Source organism: Pseudomonas sp. 22085 (genome assembly GCF_052045815.1).
Classification (GTDB): Bacteria; Pseudomonadota; Gammaproteobacteria; order Pseudomonadales; family Pseudomonadaceae; genus Aquipseudomonas; species Aquipseudomonas glycinae.
Genome location: NZ_JBQEQA010000004.1, coordinates 1 through 22392, shown reverse-complemented (window position 1 = coordinate 22392; position 22392 = coordinate 1). Strand labels below are relative to the sequence as shown.

Genomic DNA, 22392 nt, shown 5'->3' with positions numbered 1-22392 from the left:
ACAGCCGCTATGAAAACCCCATCCCCGACCGTTTCCATGGCGGACAAAGTTGCCCTGATCGACAGCCTCTGCGCCAAGGCGCGGATCCTGCCGGTGATCACCATCGCCCGCGAACAGGACGTGCTGCCACTGGCCGACGCCCTGGCCGCCGGCGGTCTGACCGCGCTGGAAGTGACCCTGCGTTCGCAGTTCGGCCTCAAGGCGATCCAGATCCTGCGCGAACAGCGCCCGGAGCTGGTGACCGGTGCCGGCACCGTGCTCGACCGCAATATGCTGGCCGCGGCTGAAGCTGCCGGTTCGCAGTTCATCGTCACCCCGGGCATCACCCGTGACCTGCTGGAAGCCAGCGTCGAGAGCCCGATCCCGCTGCTGCCGGGCATCAGCAATGCCTCCGGCATCATGGAAGGCTATGGCCTGGGTTATCGTCGCTTCAAGCTGTTCCCGGCGGAAGTGAGCGGCGGCGTGGCGGCCATCAAGGCCCTCGGCGGCCCGTTCGGCGAAGTGAAATTCTGCCCGACCGGCGGCGTAGGTCCAGCCAACATCAAAAGCTACATGGCGCTGAAAAACGTCATGTGCGTGGGCGGTAGCTGGATGCTCGATCCCGAGTGGATCAAGAACGGTGACTGGGCCCGCATTCAGGAATGCACCGCCGAGGCGTTGGCGCTGCTGGACTGATGCTCTTCAATTAGTTGCAACCCTACACTTCGTTGTGTGTTCTACGGCTTTAACGGTGCGCTTGGTCGGCGCACCGTTTTTTTTTGCCTGGGACAACCTTCGTTATTTCGAGATACGTTATTTCGAGATACATAGTTACCGCACCTGGCTTTGCCTGTGGCGCTAACCTGCGTTCATCTTATGGAAGAGAGAACGTGTCATGGATAACCAGCCTTCAGCCCCATCGATTTATCAACTGGCCCCCGAGCAAGTCGCCGGGCCTTATTTCCGCAATCCCAGACTGCTGCGCCGCAACATCAGCGAGGGTGCCGAAGGCCTGCCGTTGCTGCTGCGCCTGACCATCGTCGATGCCATGACCGCCGAGCCGGTCAGCGGTGCACTGGTGGATATCTGGCACTGCAATGCCCGTGGCGCCTATTCCGGCTGGAGCCGGGTGAACCCGGATCTGGAAGTCGACGTCGAGGACATCGGCTCGATCCCGCGAACCGACGATGACACCTACCTGCGCGGTGGTCAGTTCAGCGACCATAAGGGGGCGGTGCGCTTTACCACGATCTATCCGGGTTTTTATGCCGGCCGAGCCCTGCATATTCACGTGGCGGTGCGCATCGTCGCCGGTAACGAATACCTGGAGGAGCGCAACGTGGCCTGGGTCGGGCAGCTGTATTTTCCGGAAGTGGTTTCCCGCAGCGTGCTCAATGCCAAGGCTTACCGCGGGCGCAGCTCGGTGCCGGTGTGCAACGCCGACGATGCCTACTACACCAGCATGGGCGGTGAAGCCTCGACCCTGACCGTGTGGCCGATCGGCCGCGACTCGCACGAAGACGGTTACTTCGGCCAACTCACGATCGGCATCGACACCTTTGCGGTGTCGTCGCAGATCAAGCCCGAGGACTTCGACAAGTACACGGTTTAACGCAGTTCATTCAGCGCCAGAATCAGCGACTGAATCTCCGCCGCCGTCGTGGTCAGCGACGGCGTGACACGGATGCACGGCCCGCAGGCCGCGCCGTTGCGCACGACAGTGAACAGGTTGTAGTCGTTGAGCAGGCGTTCGACCATCGCCTGCTGGTCGGCATGGCGGGTAAAGCGTAGCGAGGTGATGCCGCAATACAGACGCGGATCGTCCGGGGTCATGACTTCAATGCCCGGCAGATTGCGCACGGCGCTCACCCACAGATTGCGCAGGTAATTCATCCGCGCGCCTTTGGCGGCTGCGCCACCCAGTGCTCGGTGTTCCTCGAACACCAATGGCAAGGTCATCAACGCCGGAATGTTCGGCGTGCTGTAAGGCGTGCGCGAACGGATATCGCCAGCCGAAAAATGCATCTCGCCCATGTCCGGGTCGATGTCGGCCAGGCGCTGTGGAGCGATGTAGATAAATCCGAGGGTCAGCGGCGAGCCGATCCACTTGTGCAGGTTGTACCCGGCGAAGGCGATGCCCAGCGCTTCCAGGTCGAACTCGATCTGACCAAGGGCATGGGCGCCATCGAGGATGATGTCGACGCCGTGCTCCTTGGCCAGCGAGGCAATGGCCTGCACCGGCATCACCAGCCCGGTGCGGTGGGTGACGTGAGTCAGCGCCATCAGCTTGAGCTTCGGATACTGGATGAAGGCTTCGCGGTAAGTCGCCAGCAGGCTGTCGAAGCTGGCCGGGTGGGCGTGCTCGATCTCGATCACCTCGACCCCGCGATGCTTTGCCAGCCAGCGCATGGCGCCCTTGACCGTGTCGTACTCCAGATCGCAGATCAGCACCTGGTCGCCAGGTTGCAGACGGTTGTAGTTGCGGATCAGTGATTGCAGGCCGGCAGTGGCGTTGTGGGTGAAGGCCACGCTTTGTGCGCGGACGCCGATCAGCTCGGCCAGTTGCGCGCGGATGTCGAGGCTGTCGTGCTGTTCGAAACGCTGGCGCACGTAGATCGAGTTGCTGTTGTTGATCAACTCGATGTTGCGCTGGTACTCCTCGACCACCGTGCGCGACATGCGCCCGAAGTAGCCATTTTCCAGATTCACCGGGCCGGGGTGGCGGTCGTAACGGTCGGCGAATGTTTGCCAGAAGACTTCGTCTCGGGCGCGGCGGGTGTTATCGGGCATGGTCGACTCGACTCGGATCAGGGTGACGCCTCAATGGCGCGGGGCAGGTTTGCCGTGTTTGGCGCGCAGCGGTTCGAGCAGTTCCGACAGGCCGTTGTGATCGATTTCCTGCATCAGCGCCAGCAGGCCGCCGAGTTCTCCGTTAGGGAAGCCCTCCCGGGCAAACCAGTTCAGGTAGGGACCTGGCAGGTCGGCAATGATCCGGCCCTTGTACTTGCCGAAGGGCATTTCGCGGGTGATCAGCAGTTCGAGCTTTTCAGGGTTCATCGTTGGAATCGTCTGGTTTTGAAAACACTTCGGAAAATACAGGCATTCTGCATGCAGGCCAAATGACAGATCATGCAAATAACAGGCATACAGATTTTCGTTTTATTTATAAGTTATTGAAAATTAACGATTAATTTCTTTTCGAAAAGCTGGCACGACCACTGCAACACTCCTTGCATCTTTCACCCACGCAAGGAATTGAAAAATGACTGACATGAATAAAGAAGCCATCTCCGTCCTCAACGACCTGATCGAAACCAGCAAGGATGGTCAGGAAGGCTTCAAGACCTGCGCTGAAGACATCAAGCACCCTGAGCTGAAAACCTTGTTCACCCAGCGTTCTGCCGATTGCGCCACGGCAGCGGCCGAGCTGCAGGCAGCGGTGCGTTCGATGGGTGGCGATCCGGAAACTTCGACCAGTGTGAGCGGTGATCTGCACCGTCGCTGGGTCGACGTCAAAGCGATGTTCACCGGCAAAGACGAAGAAGCAGTGCTCAACGAAGCCGAGCGCGGTGAAGACCATGCCCTGAAGGCTTATCGTGAAGCGATCGAGAAGATCAACAAACACAACCTGGTCGGCATTCGTGATCTGGTCGAACGTCAGTACCACGGTGTGCAACGCAATCACGACCAGGTGAAAGCGCTGCGTAACCAGGCTCGCGCACGCTCGTAAGCTTCACTGAAACACAATGTGGGAGCGGGCTTGCCCGCGAATGCGGTGTATCAGGCAACGATAATCTTGCTGATATACCGCATTCGCGAGCAAGCCCGCTCCCACTTTTGTTTTGTGCAATGCATCAGCCAATGCTGATCGGCGGCAACGTCGGCAGGGTAACGGTCTGTTGCTTGCGCGGCGCCAGGATCTCGGCCTCGCCGTCCACCACCAGCTCATCGCGCTGGTTGAATACGCGCGTGGCGATGCGCACGCGGAATTTCGGCAGTTTCTCGAGGATTTCCAGGCGTACGGTCAGGGTGTCGCCGATCTTCACCGGCTTCTGGAAACTCATCTGCTGGCCGATGTAAATGGTGCCCGGCCCAGGCAGCTCGCAAGCTACCGCCGCACTGATCAGCGCGCCGCTGAACATGCCGTGGGCGATGCGCTCCTTGAACATGCTGGCGGCGGCGAACTCGGCGTCCAGGTGCACCGGGTTATGGTCACCGGACATCGCGGCGAACAGCTGAATGTCGCGTTCTTCGACAGTCTTGCTGTAGCTCGCGGTCTGGCCCACTTCGAGGGCTTCATAAGGGATGTTGGTAACCTGGGTCATGGGTCTGAATTCCTGTGACGGATGAAATGAATCCACAAAAAAATTATTCGCTGCGGTGTGGCCGGCGATGGCTCAGGGCCTGTTCGATCCAGGCCAGCACATCGGCGGTCACTTCGTCGCGGTTGCTCTCGTTGAACAATTCGTGCCGCGCTTGCGGGTAGATCTTGAGTTGCAGGTTCTGGCTGCCGGCTGCGCGCAGGGCGTTGGCCAGATCAGTCAGACGCTTGCCTTCGCTCACCGGATCACATTCGCCGCCAATCACCAGCAGCGGCAGGCCCGGATCAATCTGGGCGAGATTGGACGCTTTGCTGATTTGCTGCAACCCGCCGAGCAGGTCGATCCACAACTGATTGGTGCAACGAAAGCCACACAACGGGTCGGTGGCGTACTTGTCGACCTCGACCGGGTCGCGACTGAGCCAGTCAAACGCGGTGCGCGCCGGTTTGAATTTATTGTTGAACGAGCCAAATGACAGCCACTCGATCAGTGCGCTGCGGCCCTTGGCGCCCTGGCGCAGCTTTTCGAAACGGGCGATCTGCCGGGCCGCGCGGTACAGCGCGACTGGCTGGAAATTCGAGCCGCTGAGAATCGCGCCGTGCAGGCTGGCGCTGTGATGCAGCAGATAAGCCTGGGCAATGTAACTGCCCATGCTGTGCCCGAGCAGCACGATCGGCACGCCCGGATGGCGCTGGCCGATGTGCTGGTTGAGGCTGGCCAGATCGCCGACCACCTTGCACCAGCCATCGTCATCGGCGAAATGCCCCCGCGTCCCATGATCGGCGGTTTTGCCGTGGCCGCGCTGATCGGGTGCGCACACACCGTAACCTTCGGCGCAGAACGCCTCTGCCAGCCGTGCATAGCGACCGCTGTGTTCGGCCATGCCATGGGCCAGCAGAATCACCGCTTTCAGCGGCGCGTTCGGCAGCCACTGGTTGACGAAGAGGCGGCTGCGGTCACTCGCGTCCAGCCAGAAGGTGTCGTGGATCATGGCGATTCCTTTTGCGGCCTGTTTTTGCTCAAGCGTCGTGCAGAGGTTGCATTGTATAGCGCGTCCGATCAGCTCACGCCACGGCAGGAAGATTCACACGATCAATGAGGACCTTGCTCATATTTGCCTGATTGACCATAGCTGCTAGTGTCCGTGAAGCCCCGCTTTTTGCTCTCGGCTTTTTCAGGGACAGAAAGAAATGACAGCGAAGCGGCCCCGGATCGGCTCAGGTAAAGAGGACAAGAACAATGCAACCTGATTTCTGGAATGACAAACGCCCGGCGGGCGTACCCCTGGACATCGATGCGGGTGAGTTCAAGTCGGTGATCGAGGTGTTCGAGCGTTCCTGCAAGAAATTCGCTGATCGCCCGGCGTTCAGCAACATGGGCGTGACCCTGACCTACGCCGAGCTGGAGCGCCAGAGCGCCGCGTTCGCCGGTTATCTGCAAGCCCACACCGATCTGGCACCAGGGGATCGCATCGCTGTGCAGATGCCCAACGTCCTGCATTATCCGATCGCCGTGTTCGGCGCGTTGCGCGCCGGGCTGATCGTGGTCAACACCAACCCGCTGTACACCGCGCGGGAAATGCGTCACCAGTTCAAGGACTCCGGTGCCCGGGCGCTGGTGTACCTGAACATGTTCGGCCAGAAGGTTCAGGAAGTGCTGGCGGACACCGACATTCAGTATCTGATCGAAGCGAAGATGGGCGATCTGATGCCCACCGCCAAAGGTTGGCTGGTCAACACTGTGGTCAGCAAAGTGAAGAAGATGGTCCCGGCGTATTCGCTGCCCCAGGCGATTTCCTTCAAGAGCGCGTTGCGCATGGGCCGGGGTCTGGGCATCAAGCCGCTGAAGGTCGGCCTCGATGACATCGCCGTCCTGCAATACACCGGCGGCACTACCGGCCTGGCCAAGGGCGCGATGCTCACTCATGGCAATCTGGTAGCGAACATGCAGCAGGTGCGCGCCTGCCTCGGTCAGTTCGGCAGCGACGGCCAGCCGCTGTTGCGCGAAGGGCAGGAGGTGATGATCGCGCCGTTGCCGCTGTACCACATCTATGCCTTCACCGCGAATTGCATGTGCATGATGGTGTCAGGCAACCACAACGTACTGATCACCAACCCGCGTGACATCGGCGGCTTCATCAAGGAGCTGAAGAACTGGAAATTCTCGGCGCTGCTCGGGCTCAACACCCTGTTCGTCGCGCTGATGGATCATCCGGACTTCAAGACCCTGGATTTCTCCACCCTCAAGCTCACCAACTCCGGCGGCACCGCGCTGGTCAAGGCCACGGCCGAACGCTGGGAACAGCTCACCGGTTGCCGGATCACCGAAGGTTACGGCCTGACCGAAACCTCGCCGGTGGCCTGCACCAATCCGTACGGCGAGCTGTCGCGGATCGGCACGGTCGGCCTGCCGGTGCCGGGCACCTTGTTGAAAGTCATCAACGACGACGGCGTCGAGCAGCCGCTGGGCGAGCGCGGCGAGTTGTGCATCAAGGGCCCGCAGATCATGAAGGGCTACTGGAACAAGCCCGAGGCCACCGCCGAAGTGCTGGATGGCGAAGGCTGGTTCAAGTCCGGCGACATCGCGGTGATCGACCCGGACGGGTTCGTGCGCATCGTCGACCGCAAGAAAGACATGATCATTGTCTCCGGTTTCAATGTGTACCCGAATGAGATCGAAGACGTGGTGATGGCCCACCCGAAAGTCGCCAACTGCGCGGTGATCGGGGTGCCGGACGAGCGTTCCGGCGAGGCGGTGAAGCTGTTTGTTGTGGCGCGGGAAACCGGGGTGAGCCTGGAAGAACTGAAGGCTTACTGCAAAGAGAATTTCACCGCTTACAAGGTGCCGAAACACATCGTGCTGCGTGAGTCGTTGCCGATGACGCCTGTCGGGAAAATCCTGCGCAGAGAGTTGCGCGATATCGCCTAAAAGGAACTGCGCTTCGCACAATCGCGAGCTGGCTCGCTCCCACAGGNGGGAGCGAGCCAGCTCGCGATTTTTTGTTTACAGACCCTGAAAACCGGGCCTTTCAAGGTCTTATAGGATTTTTGCTCTAAAATGACTGCCAATAGTTCTTGAGTCATTAAAGTGACCATGTGGGCTGCTTTTGGCTCTGGTCGACCCTTGGCAAAGCTGCTACTCTCGGCGCGCTTTGTGACTTCTCGGCCTTGTAAAAAGCCAGACTCACCAATAAACAAACACCAATAATAATCGCATCAAATGCGGTGCTGAATTCGCGTTGCTGAGGAGTGGGCTTCCATGATCGAAGACTTTTGGAAGGATAAGTACCCCGCTGGAATTGCTGCCGACATCAATCCAGACGAGTACCCGAATATTCAGGCAGTGTTGAAGCAATCCTGCCAACGCTTCGCCGACAAACCGGCGTTCAGCAACCTGGGCAAGACCCTCACCTACGGTGAACTGTACGAATTGTCCGGTGCGTTTGCCGCTTATCTGCAACAGCATACCGACTTGCAGCCCGGTGATCGAATCGCCGTGCAACTGCCCAACGTGTTGCAGTACCCGGTCGCCGTCTTCGGTGCCATTCGCGCCGGGCTGATCGTGGTCAACACCAACCCGCTGTACACCGCGCGGGAAATGGAACACCAATTCAACGACTCCGGTGCCAAGGCGCTGGTGTGCCTGGCGAACATGGCGCACCTGGCCGAAGCCGTGGTGCCGAAAACCGGCGTCAAACACGTCATCGTCACCGAAGTCGCCGACCTGCTGCCGCCGATCAAGCGCCTGCTGATCAACAGCGTCATCAAGTACGTGAAGAAAATGGTTCCGGCTTATCACTTGCCAAAAGCCATCAAGTTCAACGATGTGCTGAGCAAGGGCCAGGGCCAGCCGGTGGCTGAAGCCAACCCGGACAGCGGTGATGTTGCGGTACTGCAATACACCGGCGGCACCACCGGCGTGGCCAAGGGCGCGATGCTCACCCATCGCAACCTCGTCGCCAACATGTTGCAGTGCAAGGCGCTGATGGGCTCCAACCTCAACGAAGGGTGCGAGGTCCTGATTACCCCGCTGCCGCTCTACCATATCTATGCGTTCACCTTTCATTGCATGGCGATGATGCTGATCGGCAACCACAACATCCTGATCAGCAACCCGCGCGATCTGCCGGCGATGGTCAAGGAGCTGTCGAAGTGGAAGTTCAGCGGTTTCGTCGGCCTTAACACCCTGTTCGTGGCCCTGTGCAACAACGAAGGTTTCCGCAAGCTGGATTTCTCGGCGCTGAAAGTCACTCTGTCCGGCGGCATGGCCCTGCAACTGGCCGCGGCCGAGCGCTGGAAAGCGGTCACCGGTTGCCCGATCTGCGAAGGTTACGGCATGACCGAAACCAGCCCGGTTGCCACCGTCAACCCGATCCAGAACATTCAGATCGGCACCATTGGCATTCCGGTGCCTTCGACCCTGTGCAAAGTCATCGACGATGCCGGTGTCGAGCAGCCGCTGGGCGAAATCGGCGAGCTGTGCGTCAAGGGTCCGCAGGTGATGAAAGGCTACTGGCAGCGTCAGGAAGCCACCGATGAAATGCTCGACAGCGAAGGCTGGTTGAAAACCGGTGACATCGCGTTGATCCAGCCGGACGGCTACATGCGCATTGTCGATCGCAAGAAAGACATGATTCTGGTCTCCGGTTTCAACGTGTACCCGAACGAGCTGGAAGACGTACTGGCGACCTTGCCGGGCGTGTTGCAGTGCGCGGCCATCGGCGTTCCGGACGAAAAATCCGGCGAGGCGATCAAAATCTTCATCGTCGCCAAACCGGGCGTCACGCTGACCAAGGAGCAGGTGATGGAGCACATGCGCGCCAACGTCACCGGCTACAAGGTGCCGCGTTCGGTGGAATTCCGCGATGCACTGCCGACCACCAACGTCGGCAAGATCCTGCGCCGCGAACTGCGCGACGAAGAGCTGAAGAAGATCAAGGCGAAGAGCGCCGCATAAAACAAAAAGCCCCGCAGATGCGGGGCTTTTTGTTGGTTTACCGCTTGATCGTTCCCACGCTCTGCGTGGTAACGCATCCCGGGACGCTCTGCGTCCCTGCCGTGCTGGACGCGGAGCGTCCGGGGCGGCATTCCCACGCAGAGCGTGGGAACGATCAGCGTGAGTGTTTTATTGGCGGAACGGCGCGAAGTTCACATTGGTGCCCGCCGGACGCATGTCCTGCAGGTACGAGTCCTTGTCGGCGCTCAGTTCCAGGCTCAGGGCCGCCTTGCGCTTGCCTTCGTTGCGGATCACCAGGCCTTCGAGTTTCTCGCGCAGGAACACGGTCGGCACTTTCAGGTGCAGCAGTTCGTCGGTGGCCGGGGTGTGCATCAACAGGTGAATCCACTCGTACTGACCGATCGCCAGACGCGACACCGGCAAGTCGAACCACCAGATGTTGCGGTTGCGGTTCAGTTCGGCGAAGTGGCAGTTGTTGGTGCCGAGCACGGCACCGCCCAGTTCCTGGTTGCGACGGGCGATGGCCTGCTTTTTATCGAGTTTCATAACATTCCTGCGGGATCGGTTCTGTGGCGCCTGGCGCCCTTGTGGTGGGCATTCTCGGGGCAACGCTCGCAAACATAAAGCCCAACCTGCACGTCGCGACGAAATGAAACCCTGAAAATAAATGAAACTTGGCGCAAACCGGGCCAGTCAATCATTACGTACTGACTTTCCCCGTTAATGTTCCAAGGAGAATCACCATGGGTAGCACGAGCGATAAAGTGAAAGGCATGGCCAACGAAGCGGTCGGCAACGTCAAGCAGGGTGTCGGCAAAGCCACCGACAACACCAAACTGCAAGCCGAAGGCAAACTGCAAGAGAAGAAAGGCGAGGCCCAGCAAGCGGTGGGCAAAGCCAAGGACGCGATCAAGAAAGGCGTCGACAAGGCCTGATCAGGCCTTGAACGAAACAGCGAAGCGGCCATCCAAGGATGGCCGTTTTCGTATCCCGCTCACATGCGGTCACGGATCACAGTGTTTCAAAGTCGCCAATTAAGCTACTTTGATGAGAGAAAAAACGGCCCCTGAGTCGCCACGACTTCAACCTGTTTTGCGGCGAAAGGAGACGCGAATGATTTTTCCCGACATGAAAGGTCTGCCCCTGCACCGGGTGATGGTGCGCACGGTCACCGAATTCGTCGACGACGAGATGTCGACCTATGCCTCGGCACTGGCCTACCAGATGCTGTTCTCGCTGTTCCCGTTCATTCTGTTCCTGATTGCCCTGATCGGTTTCCTGCACCTGCCGGACTTCTTCTCCTGGCTGCGCCTGCAATCGGAGCTGGTGTTGCCGCCCCAGGCGTTGGAGCAGGTCAACCCGGTGATCGATCAACTGCAGCAATCCAAGGGCGGCCTGCTTTCGGTGGGTATCGTCATCGCCCTGTACACCGCGTCTGCCGGCGTGCGCCTGATGATGAGCGCGATGAACGCCGCCTACGACGTGGTCGAGGGCCGGCCCCTTTGGAAGCGCTTCCCGCTGTCGATCATCTACACCGTCGGCATCGCCGGCATGCTGCTGGTGGCCGCGGCGCTGATGGTGCTCGGCCCGCAGGTGATGGGCTGGATCGCCGCGCAGGTCGGGCTGGAAGAAGTCATTGTCACTTTGTGGACGATCGCCCGCTGGCCGGTGATCGTGATCCTGATGATGGTGGCCGTGGCGCTGATCTACTACGTGATGCCCGACGTCAAACAGGAATTCCGCTTCATCACCCCCGGCTCGGTGTTGGCGGTTGTGGTTTGGATCATCGCGTCCCTGGGCTTCGCGTTCTACGTCAAGACGTTCGCCAACTACAACGCGATGTATGGCAGCATCGGTGCGATCATCGTGCTGTTGCTGTATTTCTATATTTCCTCCGCCGTGTTGTTGCTCGGCGCGGAGATGAATGCGGTCATCGAACATATGTCCAGCGAGGGCAAGGATTCGGGCGAGAAAGTCCCCGGCGAACTCGATGAACATCCCAAACAACACGTTTCCGGCCTCGGGCGCGATCATTCGCTCAAGCCGAACACTGACGAAGCCTGACCATGATCCGTGAAATCCTGAAGATGGGCGACGAACGCCTGCTGCGCATCGCCCCGCCAGTGCCCGCTGAAATGCTCGACAGTCCCGAGCTGTGGCAATTGATCGACGACATGTTCCAGACCATGGAAAGCGTCGGCGGTGTCGGCCTGGCCGCGCCGCAGATCGGTGTCGATCTGCAACTGGTGATCTTCGGCGTCGAGCACAGCGAACGCTACCCGGACGCCGAAGCCGTGCCGCAGACGATCCTGATCAACCCGCTGATCACGCCGCTCAGCCCGCTGATGGAAGAGGGCTTCGAAGGTTGCCTGTCGGTGCCCGGCCTGAGGGGCGCGGTGGACCGTTACCAGCAGATCCGCTACGAAGGTGTCGATCCCAAGGGTGAGCCGATCATGCGCGTGGCCTCTGGTTTCCATGCGCGGGTAGTGCAGCATGAATGCGATCACCTGATCGGGCGCCTGTACCCGTCGCGCATTACCGATTTCAGCAAATTCGGTTTCACCGAAGTGATGTTTCCGGACCTCGATCCCAACGCGGACGACTGACTAAAACAGGCGCGTTGCGAGCTCCATGGCAATCATCGGTTTGCTCCGCGCATAGCGGCTCAAACGTTCGGCCATGGCCTGGGGCAGGGCGGGGTCGAAGGTGAAGCCGCGCCGCTCGTAGAATCCACGCAAGTCCGGATGGCAGAACAGCCACACCGGCGCCTCCACATCTTTCACCGCCGCCGCGATCAATTGCGCAGCGATGCCCTGTTCGCGGCAGGCCGGAACAACGAACAACCCGGTCAGCCAATGCCCGCCGAACACCGGCCGCAGGCACAGCGCCGCCACGATTTCCTCCCGCCGCGCCACCCACAATTGCGCCTCGCGCACCGCTTTCATCGACGATTGATGCTGGCGGTAGAACTTGTTCATCAAGGGCCAGGACAGGTCGTCGAGCTGGCTGTAACGGATGTCGGTCATGAATCGGACTGCCGGTGCAAAAGCTGCGAATTATAAAACAACGTGCCCGCCGGGATAGGTGTATACCTGATCTCACATCCCCTCTGAGTGGAGTATGCATCATGTCCAAAGGTATGGATTCGAAAAAAGCCGCGAAGAAGAAACCGGCCAAGACCGCCATCGAAAAACGCCACGAAAAGAGGGCGAAAAAAGTCGACATTTTTGGCCATTGATCACGCCTTTCGGGAGCCCGGATCCGGGCTCCTGTCTTGTCCTTGAAAACAGCCCGCAAAAATAATCTGCAAGATTTCCCGTCGGTGTTGCACAGAACGATCAGACCCTCGTTCCGAGCCACGCCATGCCCCACTATTTTGACGATGCCCATCGCCAACAGATCGAAACCCTGCGTCAGCGCTTCACCGCGCGCACCGAGTGGCCGACCTGGCTGCTGCTGATCGGCGTGTACGGCGGCTGGTTTGCGATTGTGCTGGGCAGCGAACGGCTCGGCGTCTGGTGGAGCACGCTGCTGCTGATTCCGTTGCTGGTGCTGTGGCTGTCGGTGCAGCACGAATTGCTTCACGGACATCCGACGCGCTGGACCTTCGTCAACAAACTCCTCGGTTATGCGCCATTCGCGGTGTGGTATCCCTACACGCTCTACCGCGACAGCCATTTGCAGCACCATCGCGATGAAGATCTGACAATCCCCGGTGTCGATCCCGAAAGCCGTTACCTGAGTGCCGAACGCTGGCAGGGCAGTTCGCTGTTCGAACGCAGCCTGCACTGGCTGAACAAGACCGTATTGGGTCGCTTCATTCTTGGCGCACCGCTGGCATTGCTGGCGCTGGCCGGTGAAGAATTGCAACGTCTGAAAAGCGGCGAGCGCCAGGCCTGGCTGATGTGGCTGACCCACGGCGCCCTGACCGTGCTGATGCTGTATTTCATCGCCCGCTACAGCGTGTTGCAGGTCTGGTATTACCTGTTTCTGATCAGCGTGCCGGCGCTGTCGATCGCGATGGTTCGCTCCTACTATGAACATCGGCCGCATACGCAACCGGAGCAGCGCACGGTGCTCAACGAGGCCGGATGGCCGTGGCGCTGGCTGTTCCTGAACCTGAATTTTCATCTGGTGCATCACGACTTGCCGAAGCTTTCGTGGTACGACTTGCCCGAGGCCTACCGCATGCGCCGGGAGCAATGGGTGGCGCGCAGCGGCGGATTTCTGGTGCAAGGTTATGGGCAACTGTGGCGCCGGCACGGCATCAAGCCGATCGACAGCCCGCAGCATCCGTTTATTTGAGGCCAGCATGACGTCAGGTTACGCAGAGTTGTTGATGTACATCGCACCCGAGCCGATCCGCGCGGCGAACGAGCAATGGCTGGCGCGGATTCTCGAACACCTGGGCCGTTCGCGGCTCGATGCCGAAGGCCTGTCGCTGCTGGAACTCTGGCGCTCACCCGAGTTGCTGCTGACCCAGACCTGCGGCTATCCGCTGATGACCGCGCTGCGCGGGCAGGTGAGGATTGTCGGTCGTCCGCGCTACGAATTGCCGGACGCCAGCGCCGGCAACCATTGCAGCCTGATCCTCGCCCGCGCCGATGATTCGCGCCGCAGTCTGGCGGCATTTTTCGACAGTCGCGGGGTGATCAACAGCGACGACTCCAACAGCGGCATGAACCTGTTGCGTCAGCGTCTGGCGCCGTTGCACCGGGACGGGCAGTTTTTCGCCACGGTCGGCATCAGTGGTGGCCACCGCGAAAGCCTGCGCTGGTTGCGCGAAGATCGCGCCGATCTGGCGGCCATCGACAGCGTGACCTTTGCGTACCTGGCGCAGTATGCCGCCGCAGAGGTCAGCGGATTGCGGGTAGTGGCGTGCAGTGCGTTCAGCCCGACCTTGCCCTTTATCACCGCCGCCAGCACGACGGACGAGCAGATTGAACACTTGCGCCGGGCGATGAATAGCAGCCTTCAAGACCTGCCCGATGTGGCTCGCATCCTCGGTTTGCCCGAAGTCCTGCCCGCCAGCGAAAGCGATTACCTCGTCCTGCGGGATTACCAGCGCGAGGCCGAAGAGCTGGGTTATGGCCGCCTGCGCTAGTGACTTCTTGTAATTCGTTAATGGAATATAAAAATTCTTTTTAAGTATTTTTAACGCATAAGGCACCTTGCTAGGATCGCGCCACCGGACGACCGGACATTCAGCGACCCTTGACCAAGGAGCCCCCATGTCCGGCGCCGACTCATCCCATCGCAATCATGTGAACACGTTGTTTCGCGACCATTACCAGTGGTTGTGCGCACGTCTGCGTCGGCAATCGAATGATGCCGCCACGGCCGAAGACATCGCCGCCGAAACCTTCGCGCAGCTGCTCGAAGCCCCCGGCCTGACCGCCATCCGCGAACCCCGCGCCTTGCTCACCACCATCGCCCAACGCCTGCTGTATGAGCGCTGGCGGCGGGGCGACCTGGAGCGTCGGCATCTGAATCAACTGCAACAAGTGGATCTCGATCACGCGCCATCTCCCGAACAACTCGCCGACCTGTCGCAGAGCCTCAAGCATCTGGACCGGACACTCCAGCGCCTGCCGGGCAAGGTGCGCTCGACCTTTCTGCTGGCGCGCATCGACGGCCTGACCTACCCGCAAATCGCTGCCGAACTGGGCATATCCCAGCGATCGGTGAGCCTGTACATGACCCGTTCCCAGGCCCTGTGCAATCGCCACAGCGCCAACCAAACCCTGATTTCCTCCCAGAACAAGAGGTCCGCATGAGATCGCTCAAAACCCTGCTCGGCAGTTCGCTGCTGGCCCTGACCCTGACGGCCGGCCACGTGGTGGCAGCGGAAAAAACCGCGCCGATCCACTTCGGCGACATCACTTGGGAAAGCGGCAGCTTCATCACCGAAGTGCTGCGCCTGATCGTCGAGAAAGGCTACGGCTACCCGACCGACACGCTGCCGGGCAGCACCGTCAGCCTGGAAGCGGCGCTGGCGAAAAACGATATTCAGGTGATCGGCGAAGAGTGGGCCGGGCGCAGTCCGGCGTGGGTCAAGGCTGCCGCCGAAGGCAAGGTGTTCGGCCTCGGCGACACGGTCAAAGGCGCCACCGAAGGCTGGTGGGTGCCGGAATACGTGATCAAGGGCGACCCCGAGCGTGGGATCAAGCCGCTGGCGCCGGAGCTGAAATCGGTGGCCGATCTGCCGCGCTACAAGGATGTGTTCAAGGATCCGGAAGACCCGAACCGTGGGCGTTTCCTCAACAGCCCGACCGGCTGGACCTCAGAAATCGTCAACAGCCAGAAGCTCAAGGCCTACGCGCTGAACGACAGCTTCGTCAACTTCCGCACCGGCTCCGGCGCGGCGCTGGATGCCGAGGTGGCGTCGTCTATCAAGCGCGGCAAACCGGTGCTGTTCTACTACTGGTCGCCAACGCCGCTGCTCGGTCGCTTCAAACTGGTGAAGCTGGAAGAGCCACCGTTCGACGCCGAAGCCTGGAAAACCCTGGCCGATGCCAACAACCCGAATCCGAAAGGCACCCGCTCGATGCCGGCGAGCCTGGCGATTGGCGTGTCGGCGCCGTTCAAGGCCCAGTATCCGGAGCTGGTGACGTTCTTTGAGAAAGTCGACTTGCCGATCGATCTGCTGAACCAGACCCTGGCCGGGATGAGCGAGAAGCGCCAGCAGCCACGTCAGGTGGCCGAGGCGTTCCTGCGCGATCAACCGCAAGTGTGGAAGCCCTGGGTAACGGCTGATGTGGCGAACAAGGTGAGCAGCAGTCTGTAGTTTTTTTCTGATATTTCTGTAGTGCTGCACCGACGCCATCGCGGGCAAGCCCGCTCCCACAAGGTTCTGNTGTTCAAGCCTGCGTGGTACCTGTGGGAGCGTGGCTTGCCCGCGATGGCGTTCGACCAGACCAAGCCTTTTTTGCGCTGAACCGTTTCTCGTCCGTTTCCTGTCCGAATTCCCTCATTGCTGGCCGACTAGTGGCCTTGCGCAAGCATTCGCGCTGTCTATGCTCATTCATAACTAACTATGTCGGCCGTCATTCAAAGCGCTCAGACGGCAATCGGTTAGCCGTGAACAAAGCTGCCAGAGTGCGCAACCGAAGGCACCGGACACTGAACCGACAAGGAGCATGTTTCTAAATGGAAGTTCTTCTACACGTTAGGAATGGCCCGCCTGCGGGCTATCAAGAAAAGGATGCCTTGATTAGAGCGTCGTCGCATGGACTCTCCGATTAATCATCGTTTATCACCTGACAACTTCCTCCCGTGGAGGAAGGCGTGTGCCTGTTCTGTGGAACGTAGTGGTGGATTCTGAAAGACCTGAACTTTCATCAAATCAAAAGAACGCGCGGAAGGTGATCGAGACATGTTCAACCTACATCACAAGGCTGACCTGCAGGAAATCGAACGTTTCAGCTGTGCCCTGACCGAAGCCAACGCCAAGCTGGCGGCGATCAGCCGTTCGATGGCAATGATCGAATTCACCCCCGAGGGCATCGTTCTGGATGCCAATGACAACTTCTGTAAAACCATGGGCTACAGCGCCGAAGAAGTGCGTGGCAAACATCACCGGATCTTTTGTGAAGAGGAGTTTTACCGCAGCGAGGAATACGCCAAATTGTGGCGTGACCTGGCCCGTGGCGAACCCATCAGCGGCACTTTCCTGCGTTTGAACAAGAGCGGTCGGGAAATCTGGCTCGAAGCCAGTTACATGCCGGTGTATGGCCCGGACAAACAAGTCCGCAGCGTGATCAAAGTGGCGGCGGACATCACCGCGCGCGTGAACAAGGAAAAGGAAGAAGAGAGCATGCTGGCCGCCATCGGCCGTTCGATGGCGGTGATTGAGTTCACCCCGGAAGGCAGTGTGATCACGGCCAACGACAACTTCCTCAAGACCATGCAGTACTCGCTCAACGAAATCGTCGGCCATCATCACAGCCTGTTCTGTCATCGGGTCGAAGCCGAGTCCGCGCAGTACAAGGCGTTCTGGGCCTCGCTCAATCGCGGCGAATATCACTCGCATCGTTTCGAGCGCAAGAACAAGTCCGGGCAGACCGTGTACCTCGAAGCCTCGTACAACCCGTTGTTCGACGCCAAGGGCCGGTTGTACAAAGTGGTGAAGTTCGCCAGCGACATCACCCACCAGATGACCACCTTGCAGACCGCTGCGGAATCGGCCCACAGCACCTCGGTACAAAACGACGCCTGCGCGCAAAAAGGCTCACAGGTCGTGCAGCAAACGGTGCAGATCATTCAGGACATTTCCCGCGACCTCAACGAGGCGGCGCTGAGCATCGATGCGGTCAGCAAGCAGTCGGACATCATCGGCACCATCGTCCAGACCATTCGCGGGATTGCCGACCAGACCAACCTGCTGGCGCTCAACGCGGCGATCGAAGCGGCAAGGGCGGGTGAGCACGGGCGTGGTTTTGCGGTGGTGGCGGACGAGGTGCGCAGCCTCGCGGCGCGAACCAGCCAGGCGACCGTGGAGATCGTCGACGTGGTGCGCAAGAACCATGAGCTGTCACTGAGCGCAGTGTCGAGCATGCAGTCGAGCCTGAGCCGCACCGGGCTCGGGGTGGAACTGGCGAACGAGGCGGGGGATGCGATTCGGGAGATTCAGCAGGGATCGCGGCATGTGGTGGATGCGATCAGTCAGTTCAATGAGACATTGCAGCTAAATTAATTCAGTCTGCGATTGATGGTAATGCCGCTCGTTCAGTAAGCCTCGATTAGAATCAAGGGCTCTGGCAACATTCAGAGCCCTTGATGCTCGTTACAGTAGGTCATACTTTACGTCAAACTCTCCCTCTAACTTTATGAGCCGGTTGATGGCATCGTGAAAGTACACAGTGAATGTCCCAGCTTGACGAGAGAAAGTAGGATCAACTGTCAACTTTACTTCCCCGTCGCAATGGTATCCCAGGTATGTCATGAGGCCTTTCTGGCCTGTACCTACCCGGATGGTGTTGAGGCCCTCCGAGATCGGGTCGCCATAAACGATAACCACATTGCCTTCTGGTGCGTAGGCAAGAAGCTGCTCAATGGTGAATGCGATACTCTCCGAATCGTAGCCCTTTCCCAACTCCACGTTGTTGAAGAAAGTCTTTGCTTTTAAATGACCAACGAAACCATCTCTTCTCATGATGAACTCCTGCTCAGCGTCATTAATCTTTGTGTAGATGCATGGCAGCTACCTGCTTGATTAAACGGATCTGATCTGACGATGGCTACTGTCATATCTGACAGGTAAGTCGTTCTTTCGGATGAGTGGTCACGGTGGTTTGCGAGATAAATACCGGGAAACAGAATAGACAGTACTCAATTGAGCACTGTCTACGGGTATTAAAGCGAGGCGAGGAACTTGTCCGCCGACTCGTCGCTGATCTTCGTCGAGTTGGCGTCTTGCTTGTTCTGTTTTTCGGCTTCGGCCAGCTTGATCTTGTCCTGTAGACGCTCGGCGATCTCTTTGCCGATTGCCAGTTGTTTCTCCGGCGGCATCGCTTTGATGTCGTCTTCGGTCAGGCCCATTTCCTTGAGGATACTGTCGCGCAGACGCTGTTCCGGCGTTTTGCTCATGTAGTCCTTGAATTCATCCAGGGCCGATGAGCCTGTGGATTTGCTCGGCGAAGTATCGGAGGTTTGCAGGGCGACGCGGGTCTTGGCGAACGCTTCGTCGACGTTGTCGCTGATGCGCGTGGCTTCGCTGACTTGCTGGGTCGCCAGTTGGGTGGCCGATTCCTGCACTTTGGCGGTGGCTTCGGCGGTTTGCGCCTGGGCCTGGTTTTGCAGGGTCTGCAGCATCGCGCCGTGCAGGCCGCCTTGCAGACCGGCCGCTGCGGTGGCGGTTGCATCGTCATTCAACTGCTTGGGCAGGTGGATGATTTGCTGTTGTTTTGCACTGACCAACATGATGAATGAACCTGTAGGTAATGGCTGTCAGCCCTAGGCAGCAATTACCGTGCCTGTTGAATAAGTCATTTTATTTCAATGATTTATGGTTTTTCGTAAACAGGAAAAGCGGTCATCCCTTGCCGGTGGGCGGCAGAGGATGACCGTTGTCCGTCAGCGATGGGCGATGTTTTCCAGCGCCAGGTTACGGGTACGGGGGCCGAAATAGCCGATGGTCAGCATCACGATCAGCATGCTGGCGACGATGAACGCCAATACGCCCGGCGTGCCGAAGTGATCGAGGAACAGACCGATCAACAGGCTGCTGAACACCGTCGACAAACGACTGAAGGAGTAACAGAAGCCCACCGCCCGGGCGCGGATGTTGGTGGGGAACAGTTCGCTCTGATAGGAGTGATAACTGAAGCTCAGCCAGGCGTTGCAGAAGGTGATCATCACCCCGCAGAAGATCAGGCCGAAGGCGCTGGTCTGCAACGCGAACAGGGTGCCGAAAGTCATGGCGCCGAGGGCCGAGCCGACGATCTGCCACTTGCTCTCGAAGCGGTTGGCGAATTTGACGAACAGCAACGGCCCGAGCGGGTAGGCGAGGGTGATGATGAACGCGTACATCAGGCTGTGAGTGACGCTGACGCCCTGCCCGGAGAGCAGCGCTGGCAGCCAGTTGCCGAAGCCGAAGAAACCGATGGCCTGGAAGATGTGAAAGACGATCAACATCAACGCGCGGCGGCGATACGGTGGCTGCCAGATATCGGCGAAACGGCCCTTGCCCTCGACATCGACGGCTACTGCTTCCGGCGCGTCCAGTGGCTGGCGGTGATCCTTCTCACAACGCGCCTCGATACCGTCAAGAATCCGGTTCGCCTCATCGAAGCGGCCATGCTGCGCCAGCCAGCGCGGCGACTCCGGCAGACGTTTGCGCAACCACCAGATAAACAACGCAAACACCGCGCTCGCCAACACCACCCAACGCCAGCCGGACACTCCGAACGGCGCCTGCGGCACCAGCCACCAGGACATCAGCGCCACCGCCGGCACCGACAGGAACTGCACGAAAAACGCGAAGGCAAACGCCGAACTGCGCATGCGCTTGGGCACCAGTTCCGAGAGGTAGGCGTCGATGGTCACCAGTTCGATGCCGAGGCCGATACCCACCAGAAAACGCATGCAGATGATCCCCAGCGCTGAACTCTGTACGCCCATTAAAACTGTGGCGACGGTGTACCAGACCAGCGCGAAAGTGAAGATCGCCCGCCGCCCGAAACGGTCCGCCATCGGGCTCAGCAGGCTGGCACCGAGAAACAGGCCGAGGAACGTCGCCGAGGCGAACGCGGCCTGATCGGAGAAACCGAACACGCCCTGATTGCCGGTGGCGAAGATGCCATCGCGGATCAGGCCGGGGCTGATGTAGGCGGTCTGGAACAGGTCGTAGAGTTCGAAGAAACCACCGATCGACAGCAGCGCCACCAGCCGCCAGATCGTGGCGACTGCCGGGAGGCGGTCGATGCGGGCGGAAATCTCGGCGGCGCGTATCGGGTCGATGCCGTCGCGTTGCGCGGCGGGGGCGTGTGCAGTCATGGGCTGATCCATTTTTTATTGATGGAAAAGCTTAGCCTGCTATCGGAAATCAAGGATTGTTTATATCGGCGGTTGGCGCGGTAAAACCGCCGATTTCTTGCAATATCCGCTTACCAATTAACGATTTATGTCGCAGGCGTCGGATCGGGCAGCGCCGACGCCGGCAAGCCGAATACCCGGTCGAACAGCCAGTTGAATGCGAAGGTGTAGCAAGGGATGAACACAATCAACGCCAGATCCAGCAAAAAGGCCTGCACCAGACTGATGTTCATCCACCAGGCGATCAGCGGAATCAGGAATACGATCAGCGTCAGTTGAAAGCCGACGGCGTGGGCGATGCGCCGTTTCACCGTACGGGTGCGTGACACCTGGCGGCTTTCCCAACGCTCGAACAGCGAGGTGTAGATGAAGTTCCAGGTCACGGCGATGGTGGTGATGATCACCGCCAGCGGGCCGGTGCTGCCGGGCGAGGTGCCGGACAAAAGGGCGAGGCCAAGGGCCGAGAAGGTCATGCCGATCACTTCGTAGAGCGACACATAGACCAGTTTGCGTTTGACGCCTTGCATGGGAATTGCCTCTTTCTTGCGACTTGTGGCCAATGGGGCTGGCGAAGGCGACGAAAGATAGCTTCAATGGCGGTGACAGAAAAAGTCAGAAGCTTTCAGTTTTATTGATAGGTAAATGAAGTGAATTTCAACAGCGAAAGCATCGAGCTGTTTCTCGCCGTGATCGAGCGCGGCTCGTTTTCCGCCGCTGCCAGGGCGTTGGGCAAAGTCCCGTCGGCGGTGAGCATGGCGATCGGCAATCTTGAGGCCGAACTCGGTTATGCGTTGTTCGATCGCAGCCACCGCGAACCGCAACCCACGGCGATGGCGCTGTCGCTGGTGCCACACGCGCGGCTGATCGCCGATCAGCTCAAGCAATTGCAGGTGCACGCAGTGCAGTTATCGCTGGGCCTGGAGAGCAAGTTGTCGATCGGCGTGGCGGCGGATATCGACCGGCGACGGTTGCTGGCGGCGATCAAGGACATCAGTGAGCGCCATCCGCTGCTCGACATCGAAGTGCTGACCGCGCCGCAGGACGATGTACTGGCGATGCTTCACAGCGGCCGGGTCAGCGTGTGCCTGGCGTTCGCCGGGTTGAGCGTGAACGTGCTGGAGCGCTTTCAGTTTGTCGGCAGCGAACGGATGATCGCCACGCTGGCGGCGGACAGTCCGTTGTTGCAGGGGCAGGATCTGTTTCTCGAGGATCTGGTGCATGTCCGGCAGATCGTGGTTGGCAGTCGCGATTTGCCGATCAGCGAAACCCGGCCGCTGGTGGCCGAATCCCACTGGCGCACCGACAACCTGGAAACGGCGCTGGAGATGGTCGAGGCAGGGTTGGGCTGGGGCAATTTTCCGCTGTCGGTGGTGCAGCCGTGGCTCGATAGCGGACGGCTGAAACGGCTGAATTTTCGCAACATCGAAAACGGCCTGGTGCTGCCGGTGCACGCGGTGTGGCTCAAGAGCCAGCCTTTGCAGAAGGGCGCGCTGGCATTGGTTGAACTCCTCGGCGGGGTAAAGGCCGAACCTTGAACAGGGGAGTACCACAAAATTTGTGGGAGCTGGCTTGCCAGCGATAGCGGTGGTCCAGTCCAAAA

At 59.5% G+C, this 22392-nt stretch carries 24 protein-coding genes and 1 pseudogene; 15 read left to right on the top strand and 10 right to left on the bottom strand.

The features are described 5' to 3' along the window. Positions 1-9 precede the first annotated feature (9 nt). Both ACTJK7_RS05580 and ACTJK7_RS05575 read left to right on the top strand, forming a co-directional pair. Complete coding sequence (locus ACTJK7_RS05580; protein ID WP_064383724.1) at positions 10-675, top strand: bifunctional 4-hydroxy-2-oxoglutarate aldolase/2-dehydro-3-deoxy-phosphogluconate aldolase; 666 nt, start codon at positions 10-12, stop codon at positions 673-675. Between the two features lie 199 nt (positions 676-874). Then, a complete protein-coding gene (locus tag ACTJK7_RS05575; protein WP_108563065.1) occupies positions 875-1591 on the top strand; it encodes an intradiol ring-cleavage dioxygenase in 717 nt (238 codons plus the stop codon). Here ACTJK7_RS05575 and ACTJK7_RS05570 read toward each other — a convergent pair. Both ACTJK7_RS05570 and ACTJK7_RS05565 read right to left on the bottom strand, forming a co-directional pair. Next, positions 1588-2769 carry an aminotransferase class V-fold PLP-dependent enzyme gene (locus ACTJK7_RS05570; protein WP_108563064.1) on the bottom strand — a complete coding sequence of 394 codons (1182 nt, stop codon included), beginning with the start codon at positions 2767-2769 and terminating at the stop codon, positions 1588-1590. The two genes, ACTJK7_RS05575 and ACTJK7_RS05570, sit on opposite strands and share 4 nt — an antisense overlap. Before the next feature lie 30 nt (positions 2770-2799). Next, complete coding sequence (locus tag ACTJK7_RS05565; RefSeq protein WP_064383721.1) at positions 2800-3036, bottom strand: DUF3820 family protein; 237 nt, start codon at positions 3034-3036, stop codon at positions 2800-2802. Between the two features lie 205 nt (positions 3037-3241). Here ACTJK7_RS05565 and ACTJK7_RS05560 point away from each other — a divergent pair, with 205 nt between their 5' ends. Then, positions 3242-3709 carry a PA2169 family four-helix-bundle protein gene (locus ACTJK7_RS05560; protein WP_039766107.1) on the top strand — a complete coding sequence of 156 codons (468 nt, stop codon included), beginning with the start codon at positions 3242-3244 and terminating at the stop codon, positions 3707-3709. 124 nt (positions 3710-3833) lie between these two features. Here ACTJK7_RS05560 and ACTJK7_RS05555 read toward each other — a convergent pair whose 3' ends face one another. Both ACTJK7_RS05555 and ACTJK7_RS05550 read right to left on the bottom strand, forming a co-directional pair. Further along, positions 3834-4304, bottom strand: coding sequence for a MaoC family dehydratase (locus tag ACTJK7_RS05555; protein ID WP_093099066.1), 471 nt, complete (start codon positions 4302-4304; stop codon positions 3834-3836). 43 nt (positions 4305-4347) lie between these two features. After that, the gene (locus ACTJK7_RS05550) at positions 4348-5292 is read right to left on the bottom strand and encodes a lysophospholipase (protein WP_440779831.1); all 945 of its coding nucleotides are present in this window, start codon (positions 5290-5292) and stop codon (positions 4348-4350) included. 248 nt (positions 5293-5540) lie between these two features. Here ACTJK7_RS05550 and fadD2 point away from each other — a divergent pair, with 248 nt between their 5' ends. Both fadD2 and fadD1 read left to right on the top strand, forming a co-directional pair. Beyond that, the gene (gene fadD2, locus ACTJK7_RS05545; RefSeq protein ID WP_064383719.1) at positions 5541-7229 is read left to right on the top strand and encodes a long-chain-fatty-acid--CoA ligase FadD2; all 1689 of its coding nucleotides are present in this window, start codon (positions 5541-5543) and stop codon (positions 7227-7229) included. 330 nt (positions 7230-7559) lie between these two features. Beyond that, the gene (gene fadD1, locus ACTJK7_RS05540) at positions 7560-9257 is read left to right on the top strand and encodes a long-chain-fatty-acid--CoA ligase FadD1 (protein WP_064383718.1); all 1698 of its coding nucleotides are present in this window, start codon (positions 7560-7562) and stop codon (positions 9255-9257) included. A 168-nt stretch (positions 9258-9425) separates the two neighbouring features. Here the strand turns inward: fadD1 and ACTJK7_RS05535 are convergent, their stop codons facing one another. Beyond that, on the bottom strand, positions 9426-9803 hold the full coding sequence (locus ACTJK7_RS05535) for a hypothetical protein (protein WP_007951149.1): 378 nt from the start codon (positions 9801-9803) through the stop codon (positions 9426-9428). 197 nt (positions 9804-10000) lie between these two features. Here ACTJK7_RS05535 and ACTJK7_RS05530 point away from each other — a divergent pair, with 197 nt between their 5' ends. The 3 genes from ACTJK7_RS05530 (at position 10001) to def (ending at position 11863) form a co-directional block, all read left to right on the top strand. Continuing rightward, positions 10001-10192 (top strand): CsbD family protein, encoded by a 192-nt coding sequence (locus ACTJK7_RS05530; RefSeq protein ID WP_011335596.1) that lies wholly within the window; start codon positions 10001-10003, stop codon positions 10190-10192. Between the two features lie 178 nt (positions 10193-10370). Continuing rightward, entirely contained in the window at positions 10371-11321 is a 951-nt protein-coding gene (locus ACTJK7_RS05525; RefSeq protein ID WP_064383717.1) for a YihY/virulence factor BrkB family protein, read from the top strand. Positions 11322-11323: 2 nt separating this feature from the next. Then, positions 11324-11863, top strand: coding sequence for a peptide deformylase (gene def / locus ACTJK7_RS05520; RefSeq protein ID WP_440779829.1), 540 nt, complete (start codon positions 11324-11326; stop codon positions 11861-11863). Here the strand turns inward: def and ACTJK7_RS05515 are convergent, their stop codons facing one another. Further along, positions 11864-12283: a GNAT family N-acetyltransferase gene (locus ACTJK7_RS05515; protein ID WP_323150908.1), complete on the bottom strand. Its 420-nt coding sequence runs from the start codon at positions 12281-12283 to the stop codon at positions 11864-11866. It lies immediately after the preceding gene. A 337-nt stretch (positions 12284-12620) separates the two neighbouring features. On the opposite strand from ACTJK7_RS05515, the gene ACTJK7_RS05510 reads away from it, so the two are divergent. The 6 genes and pseudogenes from ACTJK7_RS05510 to ACTJK7_RS05485 all read left to right on the top strand — a co-directional run bounded on the left by ACTJK7_RS05510 (position 12621) and on the right by ACTJK7_RS05485 (position 17952). Further along, entirely contained in the window at positions 12621-13562 is a 942-nt protein-coding gene (locus ACTJK7_RS05510; protein ID WP_108563061.1) for a fatty acid desaturase, read from the top strand. A gap of 7 nt (positions 13563-13569) precedes the next feature. Further along, positions 13570-14361, top strand: coding sequence for a phosphate/phosphite/phosphonate ABC transporter substrate-binding protein (locus ACTJK7_RS05505; protein WP_108563060.1), 792 nt, complete (start codon positions 13570-13572; stop codon positions 14359-14361). Between the two features lie 127 nt (positions 14362-14488). Next, on the top strand, positions 14489-15034 hold the full coding sequence (locus ACTJK7_RS05500) for a sigma-70 family RNA polymerase sigma factor (RefSeq protein WP_108563059.1): 546 nt from the start codon (positions 14489-14491) through the stop codon (positions 15032-15034). Next, positions 15031-16044: an ABC transporter substrate-binding protein gene (locus ACTJK7_RS05495; RefSeq protein ID WP_440779827.1), complete on the top strand. Its 1014-nt coding sequence runs from the start codon at positions 15031-15033 to the stop codon at positions 16042-16044. The genes ACTJK7_RS05500 and ACTJK7_RS05495 overlap by 4 nt, the downstream gene beginning before the upstream one ends. Before the next feature lie 588 nt (positions 16045-16632). Next, a pseudogene (locus ACTJK7_RS05490) lies at positions 16633-17403 on the top strand (PAS domain-containing protein); the annotation flags it as partial. Positions 17404-17412: 9 nt separating this feature from the next. Next, positions 17413-17952: a methyl-accepting chemotaxis protein gene (locus tag ACTJK7_RS05485; RefSeq protein WP_373874146.1), complete on the top strand. Its 540-nt coding sequence runs from the start codon at positions 17413-17415 to the stop codon at positions 17950-17952. A gap of 90 nt (positions 17953-18042) precedes the next feature. Here the strand turns inward: ACTJK7_RS05485 and ACTJK7_RS05480 are convergent, their stop codons facing one another. From ACTJK7_RS05480 to ACTJK7_RS05465, 4 genes are all read right to left on the bottom strand, one after another. Next, a complete protein-coding gene (locus tag ACTJK7_RS05480) occupies positions 18043-18411 on the bottom strand; it encodes a hypothetical protein (RefSeq protein ID WP_440779826.1) in 369 nt (122 codons plus the stop codon). 200 nt (positions 18412-18611) lie between these two features. Next, on the bottom strand, positions 18612-19178 hold the full coding sequence (locus ACTJK7_RS05475) for a hypothetical protein (RefSeq protein ID WP_108563055.1): 567 nt from the start codon (positions 19176-19178) through the stop codon (positions 18612-18614). Between the two features lie 153 nt (positions 19179-19331). Then, complete coding sequence (locus ACTJK7_RS05470; protein ID WP_440779825.1) at positions 19332-20753, bottom strand: MFS transporter; 1422 nt, start codon at positions 20751-20753, stop codon at positions 19332-19334. A 125-nt stretch (positions 20754-20878) separates the two neighbouring features. After that, on the bottom strand, positions 20879-21319 hold the full coding sequence (locus ACTJK7_RS05465) for a PACE efflux transporter (RefSeq protein ID WP_011335585.1): 441 nt from the start codon (positions 21317-21319) through the stop codon (positions 20879-20881). Positions 21320-21439: 120 nt separating this feature from the next. On the opposite strand from ACTJK7_RS05465, the gene ACTJK7_RS05460 reads away from it, so the two are divergent. Further along, a complete protein-coding gene (locus ACTJK7_RS05460; RefSeq protein WP_064383698.1) occupies positions 21440-22327 on the top strand; it encodes a LysR family transcriptional regulator in 888 nt (295 codons plus the stop codon). Positions 22328-22392 lie beyond the last annotated feature (65 nt).

Excerpts from the sequence above, each read along its gene's own strand:
- ACTJK7_RS05580 (WP_064383724.1), top strand. The coding sequence starts at position 10 with ATGAAAACCCCATCCCCGACCGTTTCCATGGCGGACAAAGTTGCCCTG.
- ACTJK7_RS05575 (WP_108563065.1), top strand. The coding sequence starts at position 875 with ATGGATAACCAGCCTTCAGCCCCATCGATTTATCAACTGGCCCCCGAG.
- ACTJK7_RS05570 (WP_108563064.1), bottom strand. The coding sequence starts at position 2,769 with ATGCCCGATAACACCCGCCGCGCCCGAGACGAAGTCTTCTGGCAAACA.
- ACTJK7_RS05565 (WP_064383721.1), bottom strand. The coding sequence starts at position 3,036 with ATGAACCCTGAAAAGCTCGAACTGCTGATCACCCGCGAAATGCCCTTC.
- ACTJK7_RS05560 (WP_039766107.1), top strand. The coding sequence starts at position 3,242 with ATGACTGACATGAATAAAGAAGCCATCTCCGTCCTCAACGACCTGATC.
- ACTJK7_RS05555 (WP_093099066.1), bottom strand. The coding sequence starts at position 4,304 with ATGACCCAGGTTACCAACATCCCTTATGAAGCCCTCGAAGTGGGCCAG.
- ACTJK7_RS05550 (WP_440779831.1), bottom strand. The coding sequence starts at position 5,292 with ATGATCCACGACACCTTCTGGCTGGACGCGAGTGACCGCAGCCGCCTC.
- fadD2 (WP_064383719.1), top strand. The coding sequence starts at position 5,541 with ATGCAACCTGATTTCTGGAATGACAAACGCCCGGCGGGCGTACCCCTG.
- fadD1 (WP_064383718.1), top strand. The coding sequence starts at position 7,560 with ATGATCGAAGACTTTTGGAAGGATAAGTACCCCGCTGGAATTGCTGCC.
- ACTJK7_RS05535 (WP_007951149.1), bottom strand. The coding sequence starts at position 9,803 with ATGAAACTCGATAAAAAGCAGGCCATCGCCCGTCGCAACCAGGAACTG.
- ACTJK7_RS05530 (WP_011335596.1), top strand. The coding sequence starts at position 10,001 with ATGGGTAGCACGAGCGATAAAGTGAAAGGCATGGCCAACGAAGCGGTC.
- ACTJK7_RS05525 (WP_064383717.1), top strand. The coding sequence starts at position 10,371 with ATGATTTTTCCCGACATGAAAGGTCTGCCCCTGCACCGGGTGATGGTG.
- def (WP_440779829.1), top strand. The coding sequence starts at position 11,324 with ATGATCCGTGAAATCCTGAAGATGGGCGACGAACGCCTGCTGCGCATC.
- ACTJK7_RS05515 (WP_323150908.1), bottom strand. The coding sequence starts at position 12,283 with ATGACCGACATCCGTTACAGCCAGCTCGACGACCTGTCCTGGCCCTTG.
- ACTJK7_RS05510 (WP_108563061.1), top strand. The coding sequence starts at position 12,621 with ATGCCCCACTATTTTGACGATGCCCATCGCCAACAGATCGAAACCCTG.
- ACTJK7_RS05505 (WP_108563060.1), top strand. The coding sequence starts at position 13,570 with ATGACGTCAGGTTACGCAGAGTTGTTGATGTACATCGCACCCGAGCCG.
- ACTJK7_RS05500 (WP_108563059.1), top strand. The coding sequence starts at position 14,489 with ATGTCCGGCGCCGACTCATCCCATCGCAATCATGTGAACACGTTGTTT.
- ACTJK7_RS05495 (WP_440779827.1), top strand. The coding sequence starts at position 15,031 with ATGAGATCGCTCAAAACCCTGCTCGGCAGTTCGCTGCTGGCCCTGACC.
- ACTJK7_RS05485 (WP_373874146.1), top strand. The coding sequence starts at position 17,413 with ATGACCACCTTGCAGACCGCTGCGGAATCGGCCCACAGCACCTCGGTA.
- ACTJK7_RS05480 (WP_440779826.1), bottom strand. The coding sequence starts at position 18,411 with ATGAGAAGAGATGGTTTCGTTGGTCATTTAAAAGCAAAGACTTTCTTC.
- ACTJK7_RS05475 (WP_108563055.1), bottom strand. The coding sequence starts at position 19,178 with ATGTTGGTCAGTGCAAAACAACAGCAAATCATCCACCTGCCCAAGCAG.
- ACTJK7_RS05470 (WP_440779825.1), bottom strand. The coding sequence starts at position 20,753 with ATGACTGCACACGCCCCCGCCGCGCAACGCGACGGCATCGACCCGATA.
- ACTJK7_RS05465 (WP_011335585.1), bottom strand. The coding sequence starts at position 21,319 with ATGCAAGGCGTCAAACGCAAACTGGTCTATGTGTCGCTCTACGAAGTG.